Genomic DNA, 17,123 nt, shown 5'->3' with positions numbered 1-17,123 from the left:
ACGCCTTCCTGAAACCTCAGAAACATTCATCTATATTGCCATGATTCGTATTATGGTCAGACGACTTGCATGATTTTTGACTCGCTTCCACTTTTAAAACATCCTCTAAAGAATATATTCGCTTCTTTTTAAATATCGATCCAGATTATAAAAATGCCATTCGGCAATGGATTCAAGAACGTAAGTATTCTGAAGACGATTTTGTAGAGCAGGTAGCAACTAAAAGTGAAAATAACTTTATGTACCTGCGTTATGTTCTGTCAGGAATTGCTAAGGGTGAGTATAATGACCTGAGTTTAAAGCAATTACCTGATGGTCTACAAGAATATTATCAAGTTCATTGGGAACGTATGGGGATGGATAAAAAGCCCCAGGAAATGAAGGTATTTATTTTGTTTATTTTAGTGGAAATTAGCACACCAATTCCCTGTGAGATGATTGCGGATATCGCAGAACAAGATGAATATGGTGTGCAAGTAATTTTAGATGAGTGGGTTGAATATTTGAAGCTGCAAAATATCGATAAAGAAGACTGCTATAGCATCTATCACGCTAGTTTTTTAGATTTTTTAAAAGCCAAGCGACTTTTAGATGCTAAACGCAAACTCTTTCAAGAGGTTAATCAACGCATTGCCGACTACCTTGTAAATAGGATGAAGTGACAAGTGATGGAATGTGATTTCAAGCACTGATTGATCCCCCCTAACCCCCCTTAAAAAGGGGGGAACCGGAGTCAAAGTCCCCCTTTTTAAGGGGGATTTAGAGGGAGCAAATGATTTGTGTGTACACCGTAGCTTAAAAAGGGGGGAACCGGAGTCAAAGTCCCCCTTTTTAAGGGCAGGGCTGTTTCATTCGCTCAGATGAGGATTTTGTCAAGAGTATCAGCCAAAAATTTTAGTGAGTCGGCAATCGAAAAATTACTGTTTCAAGCAGAAAATTTAAGTGTGATCGCCTGGTTCATCAGGAAATTAAGTTGTTGAACTACCTGACTTTTTTGATTGATACGCTTGTAAATTATGGACTTTTAGGGAATGAAACAGCCCTGCTTTTTAAGGGGGATTTAGGGGGATCTAAAGTGTTTTATTACCCACAAAAAGACTTTTAAAACATCCTTTGAAAAAAATGGCATGAAATGAGAGAATTTGCAGACAAGTTAGCGGCTCAAAATCCTGCTTTTCAACGTGCTTACTTGGGTAGTTTAGCCCCAAACTTAGTGAAGTCGGGAAATTTAGAAAAGTATTACCAAAATCTGACTGATTTTGATTTTTTGGTGGCAAAACTTAACCATCCTGAGTTCGGCGTGCAGCAGCTAATTGATGATTATGATTTAATTGATAGCCAAGATATAGTTAATTACCCAGAATACAAAATTGAGAAAGTCAAAACTCTCAAATTGATTCAAGGTGCATTAAGCCTGTCATCACATATTTTAGTAGTAGATAAGCAACAAGTAGGCAGTCAATTGTATGGACGGTTATTAAATCAGCAAATATCAGCAGAAATTCAAGCATTATTAACTCAAATTCAGCAGAAAACCACTACCCTTTGGCTACGTACCTTAAACCCAAGCTTAACCCCGCCAGGAGGACGCTTAATCCGCACCCTCAAGGGTCATAGTTACTGGGTAAATGCCGTAGCCGTCACCCCCAATGGGCAACAGGTGATTTCTGCATCCAATGACAAGACCCTCAAAGTCTGGAATTTGGCAGATGGCAAAGAACTATTCACTCTCATTGGTCATAGTTACTGGGTAAATGCCGTCGCCGTCACCCCCAATGGGCAAAGGGTGATTTCTGCATCCTCTGACAAGACCCTCAAAGTCTGGAATTTGGCAGATGGCAAAGAACTATTCACTCTCATTGGTCATAGTTACTGGGTAAATGCCGTCGCCGTCACCCCCAATGGGCAAAGGGTGATTTCTGCATCCTCTGACAAGACCCTCAAAGTCTGGAATTTGGCAGATGGCAAAGAATTATTCACTCTCATTGGTCATACTTACTGGGTAAATGCCGTCGCCGTCACCCCCGATGGGCAAAGGGTGATTTCTGCATCCTCTGACAAGACCCTCAAAGTCTGGAATTTGGCAGATGGTAAACAACAGTTCACTCTCAAGGGTCATAGTTCTTCGGTAAATGCCGTCGCCGTCACCCCCGATGGGCAAAGGGTGATTTCTGCATCCTCTGACAAGACCCTCAAAGTCTGGAATTTGGCAGATGGTAAACAACAGTTCACTCTCAAGGGTCATAGTTCTTCGGTAAATGCCGTCGCCGTCACCCCCGATGGGCAAAGGGTGATTTCTGCATCCTTGGACAAGACCCTCAAAGTCTGGAATTTGGCAGATGGTAAACAACAGTTCACTCTCAAGGGTCATAGTTCTTCGGTAAATGCCGTCGCCGTCACCCCCGATGGGCAAAGGGTGATTTCTGCATCCTTGGACAAGACCCTCAAAATCTGGAATTTGGCAGATGGCAAAGAACTATTCACTCTCAAGGGTCATAGTTCCTATGTAAATGCCGTCGCCGTTACCCCCGATGGGCAAAGGGTGATTTCTGCATCCGCTGACAACACCCTCAAAGTCTGGACTTTAGCAGATGGCAAAGAACTATTCACCCTCACAGGTCATAGTGGCTGGGTAAAAGCCATCGCCGTTACTCCCAATGGGCAAAGGGTCATTTCTGCATCGAGTGACAATACCCTCAAAGTCTGGAATTTGGCAACTGGAAAGGTTATTGCCACTTTCACAGGAGAAAGTTTTATTTATTGCTGTGCTGTTACACCTGATGGCAAAACAATTGTCGCTGGGGAAGAATCAGGTAGGGTGCATTTTTTATGTCTTGAAGGGATAAGAGGAAGATAAAAGGGAAATAATTTTATTTGCCAAAGATTTGATTGACGCTAATACTCACATCAGTGAATGCTGGAATAGATAAAGTTTGACCACGAGTCAACTGTTGCATCAGTTGATATCCTGCGGCTGTTGGTTGTTGATAAACTTCCACCATTTGCTCGTTAATATCTATTAACCAAACTTCAATTATGTTTGCTTCTGCATATAAAGGTATTTTCGCTTCCCTGTCATACATCACAGTCGAATCAGCTACTTCAATTAATAAAAAAATATCTTGGGGTTGGGGGTGTGCAGTTTCATAAAAATCATCGCGGAGTTTGAGTAATGCCACATCTGGCTGCGGTTGTGAATTATTGTTTAACGCAATAGGATTTTGAGCAGCAACTATGACACGCTTGCCTAACAACTGCACCAATAAATTAATCAGGCGATTTACACAAGCAGCGTGTTTTGTTCCAATAGGCGACATCTCAATAATCTCTCCCCGTATCAGTTCCACTCGGTCATTCTCTGTCAATATCCCCGACTCAATCATCTTATGATATTGCTCAACGGTAAATTTCCGTCTTGATAACTGCACAGTCATGATTAACTCCTATGGACTAACTTGTATCTCTGATGAATTTACACTAAGAACTTTTATCAATTGATTGACCATCTTCAAGAAAAAATATTAGTAAAATACGATGCAGGATGATTCAATACAAGACCCATTTTTAGAACAATTATGTCAAGGATATACTGAAGATGAAATTTCGGAAATTAAGCAATATTTAACTGAGTGGGACGCTTCTACATCTATCAGTGTCGCGCAAAGTATTATAGACCAAGCATCTAGGAAAGACTTCGACCCATTAAAATATCTCAGAAAAGCTGATAACTTCAACATAAAACGCAATACAGTTCAGTTAAGCAGAAAAGTAGGTTGGGTGGAGCGATAGCGTAACCCAACAAAGTATGCGTGAATGTTGGGTTTCGTTCCTCAACCCAACCTACGCCAGAATTGGTTTTTAGTCTTAACTGAACCGTATTGACATAAAACGAGAAGTAAGAATTCCCAAAACGGGTTATCGTCCTGATGGTTCAGCAGTATATCGCAAAAATAATGAATATTTAATTGTTCGTCCCGATAAATTTGGTAAAGAAAAGATAGTTACTTATGGAGTAAATGATGACTGAAGCAACTGTAAATACTCAAAACCCAGAAATTAAACGAAATTATATCGTTCAATTATTAGAACAGTTAACCCAAGACTATCGCAACACGAAACAAGAACGCAAAGAAATCTCTGCTATATATTCAACTTCTGATGACGAATTTACACTTTTAGAAGAACTAGAACTTTTAACAGTTGATATTAGAGGTTACGCAAGCCAAATCCAGATCAGAGGTTGGATTTACAATAAACAACAGGCTATAGAAAACTTACAAAATATGCGTGTCTTTGATATCCCTGCTATTGCTCAGTTTTATTTCGCTAACCCTCAAGCATACACACAACTAAAATCTTATCTGCGGATGTTAGATTATTTGCGTCTGCTAATTATTGAATATTTACAAATAATTCAAAATTCACAACCAGAATTTGCCTAAATTATTATGAATTCACTACCAATACCACACACTACTAATCATCCTAGAGGACACCCTAGGGAGTTTGAGCAAATTATTAACGCAAATAGCCACAATTTTATCGGGCGCGATTTTGTCTTCACGGCAATTAATGAATTTATTCACCGCTATCAGCGCGGTTACTTTACTATTATTGGCGCACCCGGTAGCGGTAAAAGTGCAATTTTAGCTAAATATGCCCTAGATAATCTTGATGTTGTCTATTACAACGTAGAAGTTGCGGGTAAAAATCGTGCTGAGGAATTCTTAAAAAATATCTGCACGCAATTAATAGAGATGTTTGCCATATCTCTCGATAACCAACCGGAAAACACTACCCAAGGGAGTTGGTTTTTATCTTTGCTACTTCAGCAAATCAGTGATGGGTTAGCACCTAATCAAAAGTTAGTTATTGCAATTGATGGCTTAAATTTTATTGACCGCAATAGTCAATCTCCTGGTGCAAATTTATTTTATCTCCCGCGTTATCTTCCTGATGGGGTTTATTTTCTCCTCACCCGCAGGCCATTTTTGCGAGAGAATTCAGGTTTGTTAATTGAAGCACCGTTCCAAAGTCTTGATTTAGCAAATTATGGCGCGGAAAATCAAGCGGATGTTGAGGGTTATATTCAGAAGAACCTAACCCCCCTAGCCCCCCTTCCCTATGAGGGAAGGGGGGGACAGGAGAATTACTCCCCTCTCCTTGCAGGGGAGGGGTTGGGGGATGGGTCAAATCTAAAATCTTGGTTGAGTAATCACAATATCAGTGAGCAGGAATTTTGCACGCGCCTCACTGCCACATCGGAAAATAATTTCATGTACGTCAGTCAAGTTCTCAAGGCCATTGCTGAGGGTTTCTTTTCTGAACCATTTCCCGACAATTTAATTCCCCCAGGTTTAGCCGCCTATTATCAGCAACACTTACAGCAAATGCTGACGGGCGATGACTTAAACTTAGCAGTGCTGAATGCTTTAGTTCAACAGCAACCAACCACAGTAGATGCGATCGCTCGTACAATTGATGCAGATGAATATGATGTGGAAGAAATCTTAGACAACTGGCGCGAATTTTTACATCAAGAACAAATCGCCAACGAAACTCATTACCGCCTTTATCACTCCAACTTCCGCGACTGGGTGCAACAAGGAAAGTGTGAAGTATGAAGTATGAAGTATGAAGTATGAAGTGTGTAGACGCGCAGCGGCTTGCCGCAGGCTAGTATGAAGTATGAAGTGTGAAATTCATTTTCTTGCCTCACTTGGACTACTTCGGCTGCGCTCAGTACAAGTTCGCTCAAGTGGACTCCTGCCTTAGCTCAATTACAATTATTGATGTCCAACTACTTAATACTGATTAACCATTGCTACAACAGTAGATAAAGGTACTTTGGCGAAGTATTGTTGCTGAAATTGTTCTTCGCTGATGGCGGCTAAAAATTGGGCAATAGCTACATCAGCATCGATTTTAGAAATAGTTTGGGGATTGTTGGTGATTTGTAAACAACGGTCTTGTCTAGTCACTGTGAATCCACAATATTTTAAAGCTTGGATGCCCAAAAGTAAGCCGCGATCGCTTATCTTAAGTTTGTCTAAAAGTTGGCTGCGGGTAACTAGTTGATTTGTGCGACTGAGATATTTCGCAATTCCCACAAGTGTTACCCAAATTTCTTGCGGTGGTTGGTGGATAGGGTTAGACCAAGCCAGGACTAATTGTTGATTATTGTAGAGCGATCGCTGCCACCAAGCGCGCAAATTATTCCAACTGGTGGGACATTCTTCTAGGACAAGTGAGGGAGTAGGGAGTGCGGAGTGCGGAGTGGGTAAGTGGCGATAATCTAAAATTTTTGTTGAGTGTTGTTGATGCAGTTCTAAATCTTCGCTAGGACGGATGGCGATTAATCTAATTTCATAGCGTTTTTTGAAACTGTTGTAATCTAATTCGGCAATGCAATCACATTTACCTGGCGGCAATTCATCTTTGTAATGACCCCACCACACCCCAGGAAAAGGACTTCTAGTTGATTCATCTCGAATATCAAATTCGGCTTTAATATACTGTACTTTTTTGCCTTGCCAATCTTGTTGATTGCGATGCCAAGCATTTTCAAATCGACAGTTTTGAATTAGTAGTTTTGGGGCTGGGTTTCCCATACCGCAAGGTTCTAATATTTTGAGTTCTAAAAATAATTCTTTACCTAAATCTGCAACAGTAACTATTAAATCTGCTTGGACTGTGGGCGTTAAATTTGTACTACCTAAAGATTGCCGTAATTGTTGATTAATTGCTTGTGTAAATAACGGAATATTTTCTACTGGTAAACTCAACCCCGCAGCAAAGGGATGTCCGCCAAAGCGATGTAATAAATGTGCTTGGTCTTTGACTAATTGGTATAAATCGACCGAATTAATAGAACGCGCAGAACCTCTAGCTAAGGGAGTTGGGAGTGGTGGTTCGGCTACTTCGGCTGCGCTAAGTACAAGTTCGCTCACCAACCGGGAGTTGGGAGTGGAGGTTGTTTCTAAGTCGCCGTTTCCTTCTGTGCTTAACAAAATTGTTGGGCGGCCTGTTTCTTGGGCGACTTGTCCGGCGACTAAGCCTAAAACCCCTGCTGGCCATTGGGAGTCTTCGAGGACGATGACGCTGGTGGTTGATAAGTCTAGTTGATTGAGTTTTTGGGCGACTTGAGTTTGCACATCTTTTTGTAAAGATTTTCGCCTGGTGTTAGCGAGTTCTGTGGTTTCTGCGAGTTCGTTGCAACGTTTAGCATCGCGGCTGGTTAATAATTCCACGCAGAAACTTGCATCGCCTTGAATGCGACTGACAGCATTGATGCGTGGCCCTAAACCAAAGGAAATATCTGTGGGGCGATCGCCACTTTTTTGGCACAATTCTAATAATCGCCCTACTCCTGGCCTGCGTCTAGCTGGTGCTGGTTGTTTAAAGTCGGTTTGCAGTCGTTGAATTCCTAACTGTGCTAAATAACGACAGTCTCCTTTTAACTGCACTAAATCTGCAATTAAGCCAACAGCGACTAAATCTAATAAATTCTCTAACGAGTCTTTGGGAATATCCGGCAGAGTTTGATAAAGTGCTTCTACTAATTTGTATGCTACCGCTACCCCAGAAAGATTAAATAAAGGATGCTCGTTTGGTAAATAGCGCGGATTAATTATTGCTGTAACTGGTGGGCGTTCAGTGGGTAAGGTGTGATGGTCTGTAACTATGACATCTATACCTAATGTTTTGGCATAGATAATTTCATCAATATTTGTGCTACCAGTGTCACAAGTAACTATTAAATTAAATCCTTGTTTTGCTAAATTATCAATGCCTTGATTGTTGAGTCCGTGAGATTCTCTCAAGCGATTGGGAATATAATAAGTTAAATAATGATTTTGCCGAAAAAACTGTCCTAAACCATCCCATAACACAGCCGTAGAAGTAATCCCATCAGCATCAAAATCTCCCCAAATTGCCACTTTTTCGCCAGTATTTCTTGCTTGTTGCAATCTTGCAACCGCCAAGTGCATTTCTTCACCAAATTCAAAGGGAGAAGCAGGTTGATAAGTTTGATAGTTAACAAATGCGGCTAGTTGTTGAGTATCTTTAATTCCCCGTTGCCATAATAATTGTGCTGCATAAATACCACTTGATGCAGGTGTATACTGTTTCACTGCTTGAATAAACCAATCTGGTGGTTGTTCAGTTGTTGCTAAAATCCATTGCATTTTTTTATTGGTCAATAATCAAAAAGTAGAAAACTAAACAATAAAATTTCACCCTTCACCCTTCACCCTTCATCCTTCACACTTCACACTTCATACTTCATACTTCATCCTTCACACTTCACACTTCATACTTCATACTTCATTTTGTGGTTCACTAACTAACGGATTTAATACTACTTCATTGACAATCCCTTCGACTTTTCGGGCGCGAATTGCGGGACGCGATCGCCTATAACCTGCCCTTTCTGCTTTTTGATGTTCATAATCTATTAATCTGCCATAATATGGGTGTTTACTTAAATTCATCGACAAGAAAATATGCTGGCGAATATTACCAAAACCTTTGCGATTAAAAAATTTAACTGCTGGCACATTTGTCGGGTCAGTATCTACTAACATAAACCTTGCACCATCTTCAATCATGCGAGCCACAACTTTATCAACTAATTTATCAGCCACACCTTGGCGTTGAAATTTAGGATTAACACCTAGCCACAAAATATAACCATAAGTCCAGGATGCTTTGGTAATTATTGTTCCTAAAATAAATCCTGCTAGTTCTCCATTCGTTTCCGCAACTAAACAATATTCTGGGTCTGTGTTGTAAAGTCCAATTACTTCCCATTCATCCCAAGTTCGATATAAATAGGGATATAAATCACTGGTGAATAATTCTTCTCCCAAATGATAAACAGGAGCGATATCATCAATGCCTAATTCGCGTACATAAACTGCATCGCTTTCATCAAAGTTAGTCATAATTTAAGTTAAAAGTAAAAAGGTAAAAGTCAAAAATATTAAATTAAACAACTATTTCTAACTATAGAACTCATATATAGGACTTACGCACAAAGATTGTCTGTGGAAGTTGGGTTAATGGGTGTCGGGTGTGGGGTTAATGGGTTTTGGATACATACACCCCTACACCCTACACCCTACACCCTTGCCATTAAAGTGATTGTATATTTTTTCATCTGATTACTGATTAACCTGAGTTAAGCTCAATCTTGAATCAGCCATTACCACTGATGCTGATGGAATTTGGCTAACAGGTGCGGGTTTCATATCTCTGTAATCAAGGATTTGGACAAGAATTAAATAAGCCACAGCCAAGAGGATCGAAATTGCGCCTGTAACAATAGCAACTATTTTTGAGCGAGTCATTAGTAGTGCCTCAAATGTAAATTATTGTGTGTTTCCTAATATCCACATTGCCACAGGATATGCAGCCTGCGGAAATAATGAACTAGTATCAAACTCAGAAGTAATCAAAAGTAGTGTTGACTTAATGTCTAAAAAGCCTTCTCAAACAACTCATCCAAGCAATGCTCATCACGCAGATCAATGGCATGAAAGGGTAGCGCAAGTATCATACCGCTTTAACCGAGAGTATCAAAGACAAAATTTTGAAGTACCCGCCGAACTCCAAGCAATGCCAATATATCAAGAGTGGCTTGCAGGCATATTATCCGGCAGAATCGTTTCTCCTTTTTGGGAAATTGCTCAACCACAAAAAAACCAGCAGTGTTTAGATATTGGTTGCGGTGTCAGCTTTTTAATTTATCCTTGGCGAGATTGGCAAGCATTGTTTTATGGACAAGAAGTGAGTAACTTCGCCCGAGATACATTGAATTCTCGTGGTTCGCAGTTAAATTCTAAGTTATTTAAAGGTGTTGAGTTAGGCCCAGCCCATGAGTTAAATTATCCCTCATCTCAGTTTGATTTAGCGATCGCTACTGGATTTAGCTGTTACTATCCCCTGGAATACTGGAGTGCTGTCTTGCAACAAGTCAAGCGAGTATTAAAACCCGGTGGACACTTTGTCTTTGATGTCCTTAATTCCCAACAACCTTTAGCAGAAGATTGGGCAGTGCTAGAAACTTATTTAGGTGCTGAAGTATTTTTAGAATCTATCGGTGAGTGGGAAACAACTGTAAAAGCCACAGGTGCTAAAATTGTTGCCCAGCAATCAGGAGAATTATTCGACTTGTACAAAGTGCGATTTTAAACGCCCACTTACCAAACCAAAGAATTATACTTTTTTGGTAAGCGAGGATTTGTATATGTCGCCCTGGACTAGTCTGATAACGATTTTGGCATTGGTGCTTTACTTAGTCATTACTATTAATGTTGGCCGCGCGCGAGGTAAGTATAAAGTATCGCCTCCTCAGATGACAGGAGATGAAAACTTTGAACGTGTACTGCGTGTTCAGCAAAATACCTTAGAGCAAATGATTTTGTTTTTACCTGCTTTATGGTTGTTCTCTTTTTACGTTAGCTCTGTATGGGGGGCAATTATTGGTGCTATCTGGCTTGTAGGACGCATTGTCTATGCTTGGGGATACTACCAAGCTGCTGAAAAACGGATGATTGGCTTTGGAATTAGTTCCCTCAGTGGTACTGTGCTAATTTTGGGTTCGCTAGTTGGCATTATTCTATCTATAGTCAAAGTCTAAACTACACTCAAGCGATCGCCTCTGATGCCACAACACAAGCGATCGCTTGAGCATTTTAGTAAAAAAAATACTTTTATTTACAGTAAAAACACTATTTGTATTTGCTAACTACTTGTTGCAATACTACACTTTATCTACTGAAAAAAATCTAAATTTCCTAATTATAATTATACTTTAGCTGCGAGTAGCTAGTAAACATTAGTACCCTATATTACATTCAATTAATGAATGTCAAACCAGGAATCAAATCTAGTCATACTGGAATTAGTGTTGGTTCAGATGTTGCCCCACCAGAAGCACTGTAGTAAAAGTAAGAAGTGAGAAATTATACCATTCTTGCTTCGCATTATTTAGTCTAAAAAATTATGCCCAAAGACCCCTATGCTTGGATAGAACAATCATTAACAACCATTCATCGAGCAGACTGGTATCGTTCTGTACAAGTATTAAGCGATCGCCCAGGGGCAACGGTGGTGTTATCGGGGCAAGAAGTGATTAACTTTGCCAGTAATGATTATCTAGGATTAGCTGGGGATGAGCGCTTAGTCAAGGCAGCGATCGCGGCGGTTGCTGAATTTGGTACTGGTAGCACTGGTTCTCGATTACTCAGTGGGCATCGGCAATTACACAGAGAATTAGAGATAGCGATCGCATCTCTTAAACAAACAGAAGATGCGATTGTCTTTAGTTCAGGATATCTAGCAAACTTAGGTGCGATCGCGGCTACTGTGGGCAAACGCGATTTAATTTTATCAGACCAATACAATCATTCCAGTTTAAAAAATGGTGCAATTCTCAGTGGCGCAACCGTCATCGAATATCCCCATTGTGATGTGCTTGCCATCCAAACTCAATTGCAGCAACATCGTCAAAACTACCGTCGCTGTTTAATTATTACTGATAGTGTCTTTAGTATGGATGGTGATTTATGCCCATTACCATCATTGTTGGCATTAGCTGAAGAATTTGACTGTATGCTGTTAGTTGATGAAGCCCATGCCACTGGAGTCATCGGCAAAACTGGTGCTGGGTGTGTAGAATATTTTGGCTGTACAGGCCAGCCATTAATTCAAATTGGGACTTTAAGTAAAGCTTTAGGTAGTTTAGGCGGTTACGTAGCAGGCAGCACCAACCTGATTGATTTTTTACGCAATCGCGCCCCGACTTGGATTTACACCACCGCTCTTTCACCTGCGGATACAGCCGCCGCATTAACCGCAATTCAAATTGTGCAACAAGAACCCCAAAGGCGAATTCAATTGTGGCGTAATGTCGATTATGTGAAAAACTTAATACAAGAGCAATTACCTCACCTAACATTGCTGCCTAGCGAATCACCCATTATTTGCTTTCAATTACCTAGTCCCGCAGAGGCACTACAAGTTGGCAAAAAACTCAAAGAATCAGGCATTTTTGCTCCAGCAATTCGTCCGCCAACAGTGCCTACAAGTCGAATCAGAATTTCTATTATGGCTACTCATCAAATCGAACATATAGATAAACTAATATCTGTACTAAAAAATACAAAATAATTCTAATTGCCACCAATTATTTTTTTGCTTTTGGGATGATTTAACAGGGTAAATTTTGATTTTTAAATTATTTTTATACTCAAATAAAGTTCGATTTTTTTAATTAAAACAGGGTTTTTAATAAAAAATCACAATATTATAAAATAATTAAAATATATACAATAATCACAAAATTTTTACCACTAGCAAAAGATATTTCTTGGAGCAATATCAGGATCTATCTCAAGATAAGTTCCGAAAATTTGCAAACTAACTTAAGGTATGTATAGCCCTTGCCTTAAGTATTGCCTGTTTGCTAATTTTTCATGCCATATATTGCTTACCAACACTTACTACGCTATGCGTTTGTAGTTTTAATCGTCGCTACAGCACTAGTAATCATGCTATTGCTTGACCCTTTGATAGGCGTGAAAACATCACCATTTCTGCTATTTTTTGGGGCGGTGATGGTAAGTGCTTGGTATGGCGGTTTAAAAGCTGGTCTATTAGCAACCTTTTTATCTGTAGTATTGAGTGATTACTTTTTTCTTTCGCAATATTACGAATTAAATTTAAATTTATCTAATGCTGTCAAGATATTGTTATTTGCTGTACAAGGTTTAGTGATTAGTATTTTATGTGAAGCCTTAAAGCACGCTAAACGCAAAGCGGAAATCAATTTTCAAAAGCTCAAAGTCAGCGAAGAAAGATTTCGTATCGCCCTCAGCAATTCAGATATTGTCGTTTTTCAACAGGATCGAGATTTACGCTATCGCTGGGTGCATAATCTTCAAGGCATCAACAATACTGAATCAGTGTTAGGCAAATCGGATGATGAAATTTTTCCGAATGCAGTAGCACAGCAACTAGTTGCGATTAAGCAAAGAGCTATCGACCAGGGAGTTTCCACGCGTGAAGAGGTTTGTGTAAATCTGCGCGGAGATGTTATTTATTATGATTTGCTAGTGGAACCCTTAAAAGGCTTAGATGGCGGTGTAACTTGTGTAGGGGTCAACATTACCGAGCGTAAGCAAGCAGAACAGCAACTGCAATATATTGCCGAAATTAGTAGTTTATTGGCTACTTCCTTAGATTATGAGGAAACTTTGCAGCAAATTGCCAAAATTTCTGTGCCACAGCTAGCCGACTGGTGTACTGTAGATGTTTTCACAGAAGATAATTCGATTTGTCGAATTGCGATCGCTCATGCAGATCCCAAAAAAGCAGAGTTAGTTCAAAAACTGCGCCAATATGTCCCAGATCCCCAAGGCACACATCCCATCGCTAGAGTATTGCAAACCGGAAAACCAGAATTAATTCCCGAAATTCCTGAGTCGGTGTTAGTGGCGACAACGCAGAATGCAGAACATTTAGAGACGGTGCGACAGGTAGGTTTGCAATCGGCAATGATTGTGCCGTTAATTGCCCACAAGCGCGTTTTAGGCTGTATCATGTTTGCGATCGCCACTCCCCATCGTTCTTACGATGAATCTGATTTAGCATTAGCTACTGATGTCGCCTATCGAGCAGCCTTAGCAGTCGAAAATGCCCAGCTTTATCGAGATAATCATCAATCTTTAATTAAATATGCCGAATCTCTATCGTTATTAGATGCTTTATTAGCAGGCGCGCCTGTGGCTGTTTGCTTTTTAGATAGAGAACTGCGCTATTTAAGAATTAATCAAGTTTTAGCCGACATTAACGGTTTACCTATCGAAGCCCATCTAGAACGCAAATTTAGCGAAGTCTTTCCGGGGATAGCAGATCAGTTTGCCGCCCAGTTCCAGCAAGTTTTAGAAACCGGAGAACCTCTGCTGAACGTGGAAATTAGCAATGCCGCCCTAGGAAAAGCAGACACCTATGGTTATTGGTTAGGTAACTACTATCCAGTCCGCAATGCTTTAGATGAAACTGTGGGCATTGGCATCATTTTATCGGATGTCACGGCCACAAAATTAACAGAAATTGCCCTGCGCGAAAGTGAAGCTAGATTCCGCGCTATGTTCAACCAAGCAGCAGTAGGCATTGCTTTAGTTACTTTGGGCGGCCAATTTATCCAAGTAAACCCAGCACTGTGCGACATCACAGGCTACAGTGCCGCAGAATTAATGCAGTTAAATTTCCAAGCAATTACTCACCCTGATGATTTAGCAGAGGATTTAGCACAAGCTCAAAGAGTATTAGCTAAAGAAATTAGTGGTTACACCTTAGAAAAACGCTACATTCGCCAAGATGGGGTAACTATTTGGGTCAATCTCACTTCTTCTGTGGTCTGGGATGCCAACGGCCAGCCAAAGTATGCTGTTGGTATTGTCGAAGATATTAGCGATCGCAAACAAGCAGAACTCGCCCAAAAGTTTTTAGTCGAAGCCAGTGCCTTACTGGCTGCATCCCTAGATTATGAAGTCACCCTGGCAAATGTGGCTCATTTGGCAGTGCCGAATTTAGCTGATTGGTGTGTTGTGCATATTGTCAAAGAAGATTACACCATTGAGCAGATTGCCACAATTGCTGCTAATCCAGTCAAACAAGAAATTCTTCACCAAATTCAAAGACGTTACCCACCGCAAAACGAACAAAACCATAATTTTCGAGACAGATTGCTCCAAGGGCAGTCAGTATTTTATCCGACAATTACTAATGCACAACTTACAGACATAGCTCAGGAAGAAGGCTATTTGCAGTTACTCCAAAGTCTGGAGATGCGTTCTTTAATGGTGATTCCTTTATATTCCCGTGGACAACTTTTTGGCGTAATTTCCTTTGTTAGAGATGAATCTAGCCGTCCCTATGAACCACCAGACTTAGCATTAGCTGAAGATTTAGCGCGCCGAGCCGCCACAACCATTGATAACGCTAGACTTTATCAAAAAACTCAACAGGCAAAGCAAGCCGCAGAATTGGCAGCTAACCGGACTGTAAGGTTACAAAAAATCACCGCCGCCCTTTCCGAAGCTGTCACACCGCAACAAGTAGCTGATGTGGTAGTGAATCAAGGAATTGTGGCCTTGGGAGCGAGTGCAGGTTCGGTTTGCTTGGTGGCAGAACAAGGAACTGTGGTGAAAATTGTCCAAGCAACTGGCTACCCACAAACAATGCTGGATGTTTGGGCAAGCTTTCCGGTAACAGCTGCTGTACCTTTAGCACAAACTGTCAGAACAGGAAAGCCTATTTTTATCGACAGTCCAGCAGCCTTAGCTGCCAATTATCCTGACTTAATTAATTGGGTATCACAAACAGGCAACCGTGCTTTTGTGTGTATTCCTTTGATTGTCGAAAAACACGTCATCGGGGCATTAGGGTTAAGCTTTGCCACAGCCCAAGTTTTTGCTGAAGAAGACCAAGGATTTATGTTGACTTTGGGGCAGCAATGCGCTCAAGCCATTGCTCGCGCTCAACTCTACGAAGCTGAACGCCATGCACGTTCGGAAGCGGAAACTGCCAACCGCATCAAAGATGAATTTCTGGCGGTGCTGTCCCACGAACTCAGAACACCACTAAATCCGATTTTGGGCTGGGCCAAATTACTCCGTACCCGGAAAAACGATGAAGCTACGGTAATTCGCGCCTTGGAAACCATTGAACGCAACGCCAAGTTACAAGCCCAACTCATTGAAGACTTATTAGATGTGTCGCGGATTTTACGCGGTAAGCTGAGTCTGCATATTCGCATTGTTGATTTAAGAACGACAATTTCAGCCGCCATCGAAACAGTGCGCCTAGCCGCAGAAGCTAAGTCAATTCAATTGCAAACTGTACTGCCTAATCATCATCTCGAAGTTATGGGTGATGGCGATCGCTTGCAACAAATCGTTTGGAATCTGGTTTCTAATGCAGTCAAATTTACCCCAGTGGGGGGTAGGGTAGAAATTCGTTTAGAGCAAGTTGGCGTTGCTGCCCAAATTCAAGTAATTGATAACGGCAAAGGCATCACCCCAGAATTTCTGCCCTACGTCTTTGAATACTTCCGCCAAGCTGATGGCAGAACCACCAGAGTATTTGGGGGATTGGGATTGGGATTGGCAATAGTACGCCATTTAGTAGAATTGCATGGCGGCACAGTTGCCGCCGAAAGTCAAGGTGAGGGGCAAGGCGCAACATTTACAGTCCGCCTCCCACTGCATAGAAGTGCCGACTCAGCAACTTTAAATCCTGAATCTGCACAGATGGATTTAGCAAATCAAGATTCTTTACTCGCCGGAGTGCAAATTTTGCTGGTGGATGATCAAGCTGACGTGTTAGAGTTTTTTACCTTTGCCCTTGAACAGTATGGGGCAGAAGTTACAGCCGTGACATCCGCCGCCGCAGCCTTAGAAAAATTAGTGGAATTACAGCCAGATATTTTATTAAGCGACATCGGGATGCCAAATATGGACGGCTATATGTTGCTGCGCCAAATCAGACAATTACCCGCCAGCAAAGGCGGACAAACCCCGGCAATTGCTTTAACTGCCTATGCTGGCGAAATCGACTACAAACAAGCAATGGCCGCAGGTTTTCAAAAGCATATCCCAAAACCAGTAGACCCAGGCGATTTAGCTGTGGCAATCGCTAAGTTGCTTCGTCAATAATTTTTGTAGGTTTCACTATCGAATCTCTTCGCTTCATAGAGAATCAACCTATTACCATCAGGATCGTAGGCATAAATTTCTCTTCCGTGAGCGGCAAGTGAGATTTCACCCGGTGGAGGATAACCTAAGTTTGTCAGATGAGCGATCGCTGCGGCTAAATTTTTCACTTCTAGACAAAAACTGATTTTACTATTACTGGAGTTAGCAAATTCCTGCCTATGAGTTGTTTTTGGTTTAAAAATCCCCAAGCGCAAACCTGAAAAGCGAAACTCTGCATAAATATCAGGCTGCAAAGTAGTCGGATTTTCCCCAAATAATTGAGTATAGAAATCTACTAAAGTATTTACATTAAATGATGCGATCGTGATGAAGACTTCTGTGTATTGAAAAGACATG

14 protein-coding genes are annotated in these 17,123 nt (G+C 41.0%); 9 read left to right on the top strand and 5 right to left on the bottom strand.

The genetic code is table 11. The features are described 5' to 3' along the window. The first annotated feature begins 239 nt into the window (after positions 1–239). The gene (locus H6G69_RS04155) at positions 240–662 is read left to right on the top strand and encodes a hypothetical protein (protein WP_190681994.1); all 423 of its coding nucleotides are present in this window, start codon (positions 240–242) and stop codon (positions 660–662) included. Between the two features lie 470 nt (positions 663–1,132). Next, positions 1,133–2,857, top strand: coding sequence for a WD40 repeat domain-containing protein (locus H6G69_RS04150; RefSeq protein ID WP_190681991.1), 1,725 nt, complete (start codon positions 1,133–1,135; stop codon positions 2,855–2,857). Positions 2,858–2,870: 13 nt separating this feature from the next. On the opposite strand, the gene H6G69_RS04145 is transcribed toward H6G69_RS04150, so the two are convergent. Continuing rightward, positions 2,871–3,434 (bottom strand): Uma2 family endonuclease, encoded by a 564-nt coding sequence (locus tag H6G69_RS04145; RefSeq protein WP_190681988.1) that lies wholly within the window; start codon positions 3,432–3,434, stop codon positions 2,871–2,873. Between the two features lie 100 nt (positions 3,435–3,534). Between H6G69_RS04145 and H6G69_RS04140 the strand changes: the two genes are divergently transcribed. The 3 genes from H6G69_RS04140 (at position 3,535) to H6G69_RS04130 (ending at position 5,624) form a co-directional block, all read left to right on the top strand. Then, on the top strand, positions 3,535–3,789 hold the full coding sequence (locus H6G69_RS04140; protein WP_190681984.1) for a hypothetical protein: 255 nt from the start codon (positions 3,535–3,537) through the stop codon (positions 3,787–3,789). Positions 3,790–4,019: 230 nt separating this feature from the next. Further along, positions 4,020–4,442 (top strand): hypothetical protein, encoded by a 423-nt coding sequence (locus tag H6G69_RS04135; RefSeq protein ID WP_190681981.1) that lies wholly within the window; start codon positions 4,020–4,022, stop codon positions 4,440–4,442. Positions 4,443–4,448: 6 nt separating this feature from the next. Continuing rightward, positions 4,449–5,624, top strand: a complete 1,176-nt coding sequence (locus H6G69_RS04130; protein ID WP_190681976.1) for an AAA family ATPase — start codon at positions 4,449–4,451, stop codon at positions 5,622–5,624. A 180-nt stretch (positions 5,625–5,804) separates the two neighbouring features. Here H6G69_RS04130 and H6G69_RS04125 read toward each other — a convergent pair whose 3' ends face one another. The 3 genes from H6G69_RS04125 to H6G69_RS04115 all read right to left on the bottom strand — a co-directional run bounded on the left by H6G69_RS04125 (position 5,805) and on the right by H6G69_RS04115 (position 9,353). Beyond that, the gene (locus tag H6G69_RS04125; protein ID WP_190681973.1) at positions 5,805–8,189 is read right to left on the bottom strand and encodes a DHH family phosphoesterase; all 2,385 of its coding nucleotides are present in this window, start codon (positions 8,187–8,189) and stop codon (positions 5,805–5,807) included. A gap of 132 nt (positions 8,190–8,321) precedes the next feature. Then, positions 8,322–8,948, bottom strand: a complete 627-nt coding sequence (locus tag H6G69_RS04120) for a GNAT family N-acetyltransferase (protein WP_190681969.1) — start codon at positions 8,946–8,948, stop codon at positions 8,322–8,324. A gap of 219 nt (positions 8,949–9,167) precedes the next feature. After that, on the bottom strand, positions 9,168–9,353 hold the full coding sequence (locus H6G69_RS04115) for a hypothetical protein (protein ID WP_190681966.1): 186 nt from the start codon (positions 9,351–9,353) through the stop codon (positions 9,168–9,170). 124 nt (positions 9,354–9,477) lie between these two features. Here H6G69_RS04115 and H6G69_RS04110 point away from each other — a divergent pair, with 124 nt between their 5' ends. From H6G69_RS04110 to H6G69_RS04095, 4 genes are all read left to right on the top strand, one after another. Then, positions 9,478–10,197 carry a class I SAM-dependent methyltransferase gene (locus H6G69_RS04110; RefSeq protein WP_190682055.1) on the top strand — a complete coding sequence of 240 codons (720 nt, stop codon included), beginning with the start codon at positions 9,478–9,480 and terminating at the stop codon, positions 10,195–10,197. Between the two features lie 55 nt (positions 10,198–10,252). Then, positions 10,253–10,645, top strand: a complete 393-nt coding sequence (locus H6G69_RS04105; protein ID WP_190681963.1) for an MAPEG family protein — start codon at positions 10,253–10,255, stop codon at positions 10,643–10,645. Between the two features lie 365 nt (positions 10,646–11,010). After that, a complete protein-coding gene (gene bioF, locus H6G69_RS04100; RefSeq protein WP_190681960.1) occupies positions 11,011–12,177 on the top strand; it encodes an 8-amino-7-oxononanoate synthase in 1,167 nt (388 codons plus the stop codon). A 305-nt stretch (positions 12,178–12,482) separates the two neighbouring features. After that, on the top strand, positions 12,483–16,727 hold the full coding sequence (locus H6G69_RS04095; RefSeq protein WP_190681957.1) for a PAS domain S-box protein: 4,245 nt from the start codon (positions 12,483–12,485) through the stop codon (positions 16,725–16,727). Here H6G69_RS04095 and H6G69_RS04090 read toward each other — a convergent pair. Further along, positions 16,721–17,122 carry a VOC family protein gene (locus tag H6G69_RS04090; protein WP_190681954.1) on the bottom strand — a complete coding sequence of 134 codons (402 nt, stop codon included), beginning with the start codon at positions 17,120–17,122 and terminating at the stop codon, positions 16,721–16,723. The genes H6G69_RS04095 and H6G69_RS04090 overlap by 7 nt on opposite strands. Between the last annotated feature and the right edge of the window lies 1 nt (position 17,123).

Origin of the sequence: Nostoc sp. FACHB-110, assembly GCF_014697425.1 — a bacterium.
Lineage (GTDB): Bacteria > Cyanobacteriota > Cyanobacteriia > Cyanobacteriales > Nostocaceae > Nostoc_B.
The sequence above is the reverse complement of the archived record's forward strand: the minus strand, read 5'-3'. Positions and strand labels throughout refer to the sequence as shown.

Coding starts and splice junctions, on each gene's coding strand:
- H6G69_RS04145 (WP_190681988.1), bottom strand. CDS start 3,434: ATGACTGTGCAGTTATCAAGACGGAAATTTACCGTTGAGCAATATCAT.
- H6G69_RS04110 (WP_190682055.1), top strand. CDS start 9,478: ATGTCTAAAAAGCCTTCTCAAACAACTCATCCAAGCAATGCTCATCAC.
- H6G69_RS04125 (WP_190681973.1), bottom strand. CDS start 8,189: ATGCAATGGATTTTAGCAACAACTGAACAACCACCAGATTGGTTTATT.
- H6G69_RS04140 (WP_190681984.1), top strand. CDS start 3,535: ATGCAGGATGATTCAATACAAGACCCATTTTTAGAACAATTATGTCAA.
- H6G69_RS04115 (WP_190681966.1), bottom strand. CDS start 9,353: ATGACTCGCTCAAAAATAGTTGCTATTGTTACAGGCGCAATTTCGATC.
- H6G69_RS04150 (WP_190681991.1), top strand. CDS start 1,133: ATGAGAGAATTTGCAGACAAGTTAGCGGCTCAAAATCCTGCTTTTCAA.
- bioF (WP_190681960.1), top strand. CDS start 11,011: ATGCCCAAAGACCCCTATGCTTGGATAGAACAATCATTAACAACCATT.
- H6G69_RS04095 (WP_190681957.1), top strand. CDS start 12,483: ATGCCATATATTGCTTACCAACACTTACTACGCTATGCGTTTGTAGTT.
- H6G69_RS04135 (WP_190681981.1), top strand. CDS start 4,020: ATGACTGAAGCAACTGTAAATACTCAAAACCCAGAAATTAAACGAAAT.
- H6G69_RS04120 (WP_190681969.1), bottom strand. CDS start 8,948: ATGACTAACTTTGATGAAAGCGATGCAGTTTATGTACGCGAATTAGGC.
- H6G69_RS04155 (WP_190681994.1), top strand. CDS start 240: ATGTACCTGCGTTATGTTCTGTCAGGAATTGCTAAGGGTGAGTATAAT.
- H6G69_RS04105 (WP_190681963.1), top strand. CDS start 10,253: ATGTCGCCCTGGACTAGTCTGATAACGATTTTGGCATTGGTGCTTTAC.
- H6G69_RS04130 (WP_190681976.1), top strand. CDS start 4,449: ATGAATTCACTACCAATACCACACACTACTAATCATCCTAGAGGACAC.
- H6G69_RS04090 (WP_190681954.1), bottom strand. CDS start 17,122: ATGTCTTTTCAATACACAGAAGTCTTCATCACGATCGCATCATTTAAT.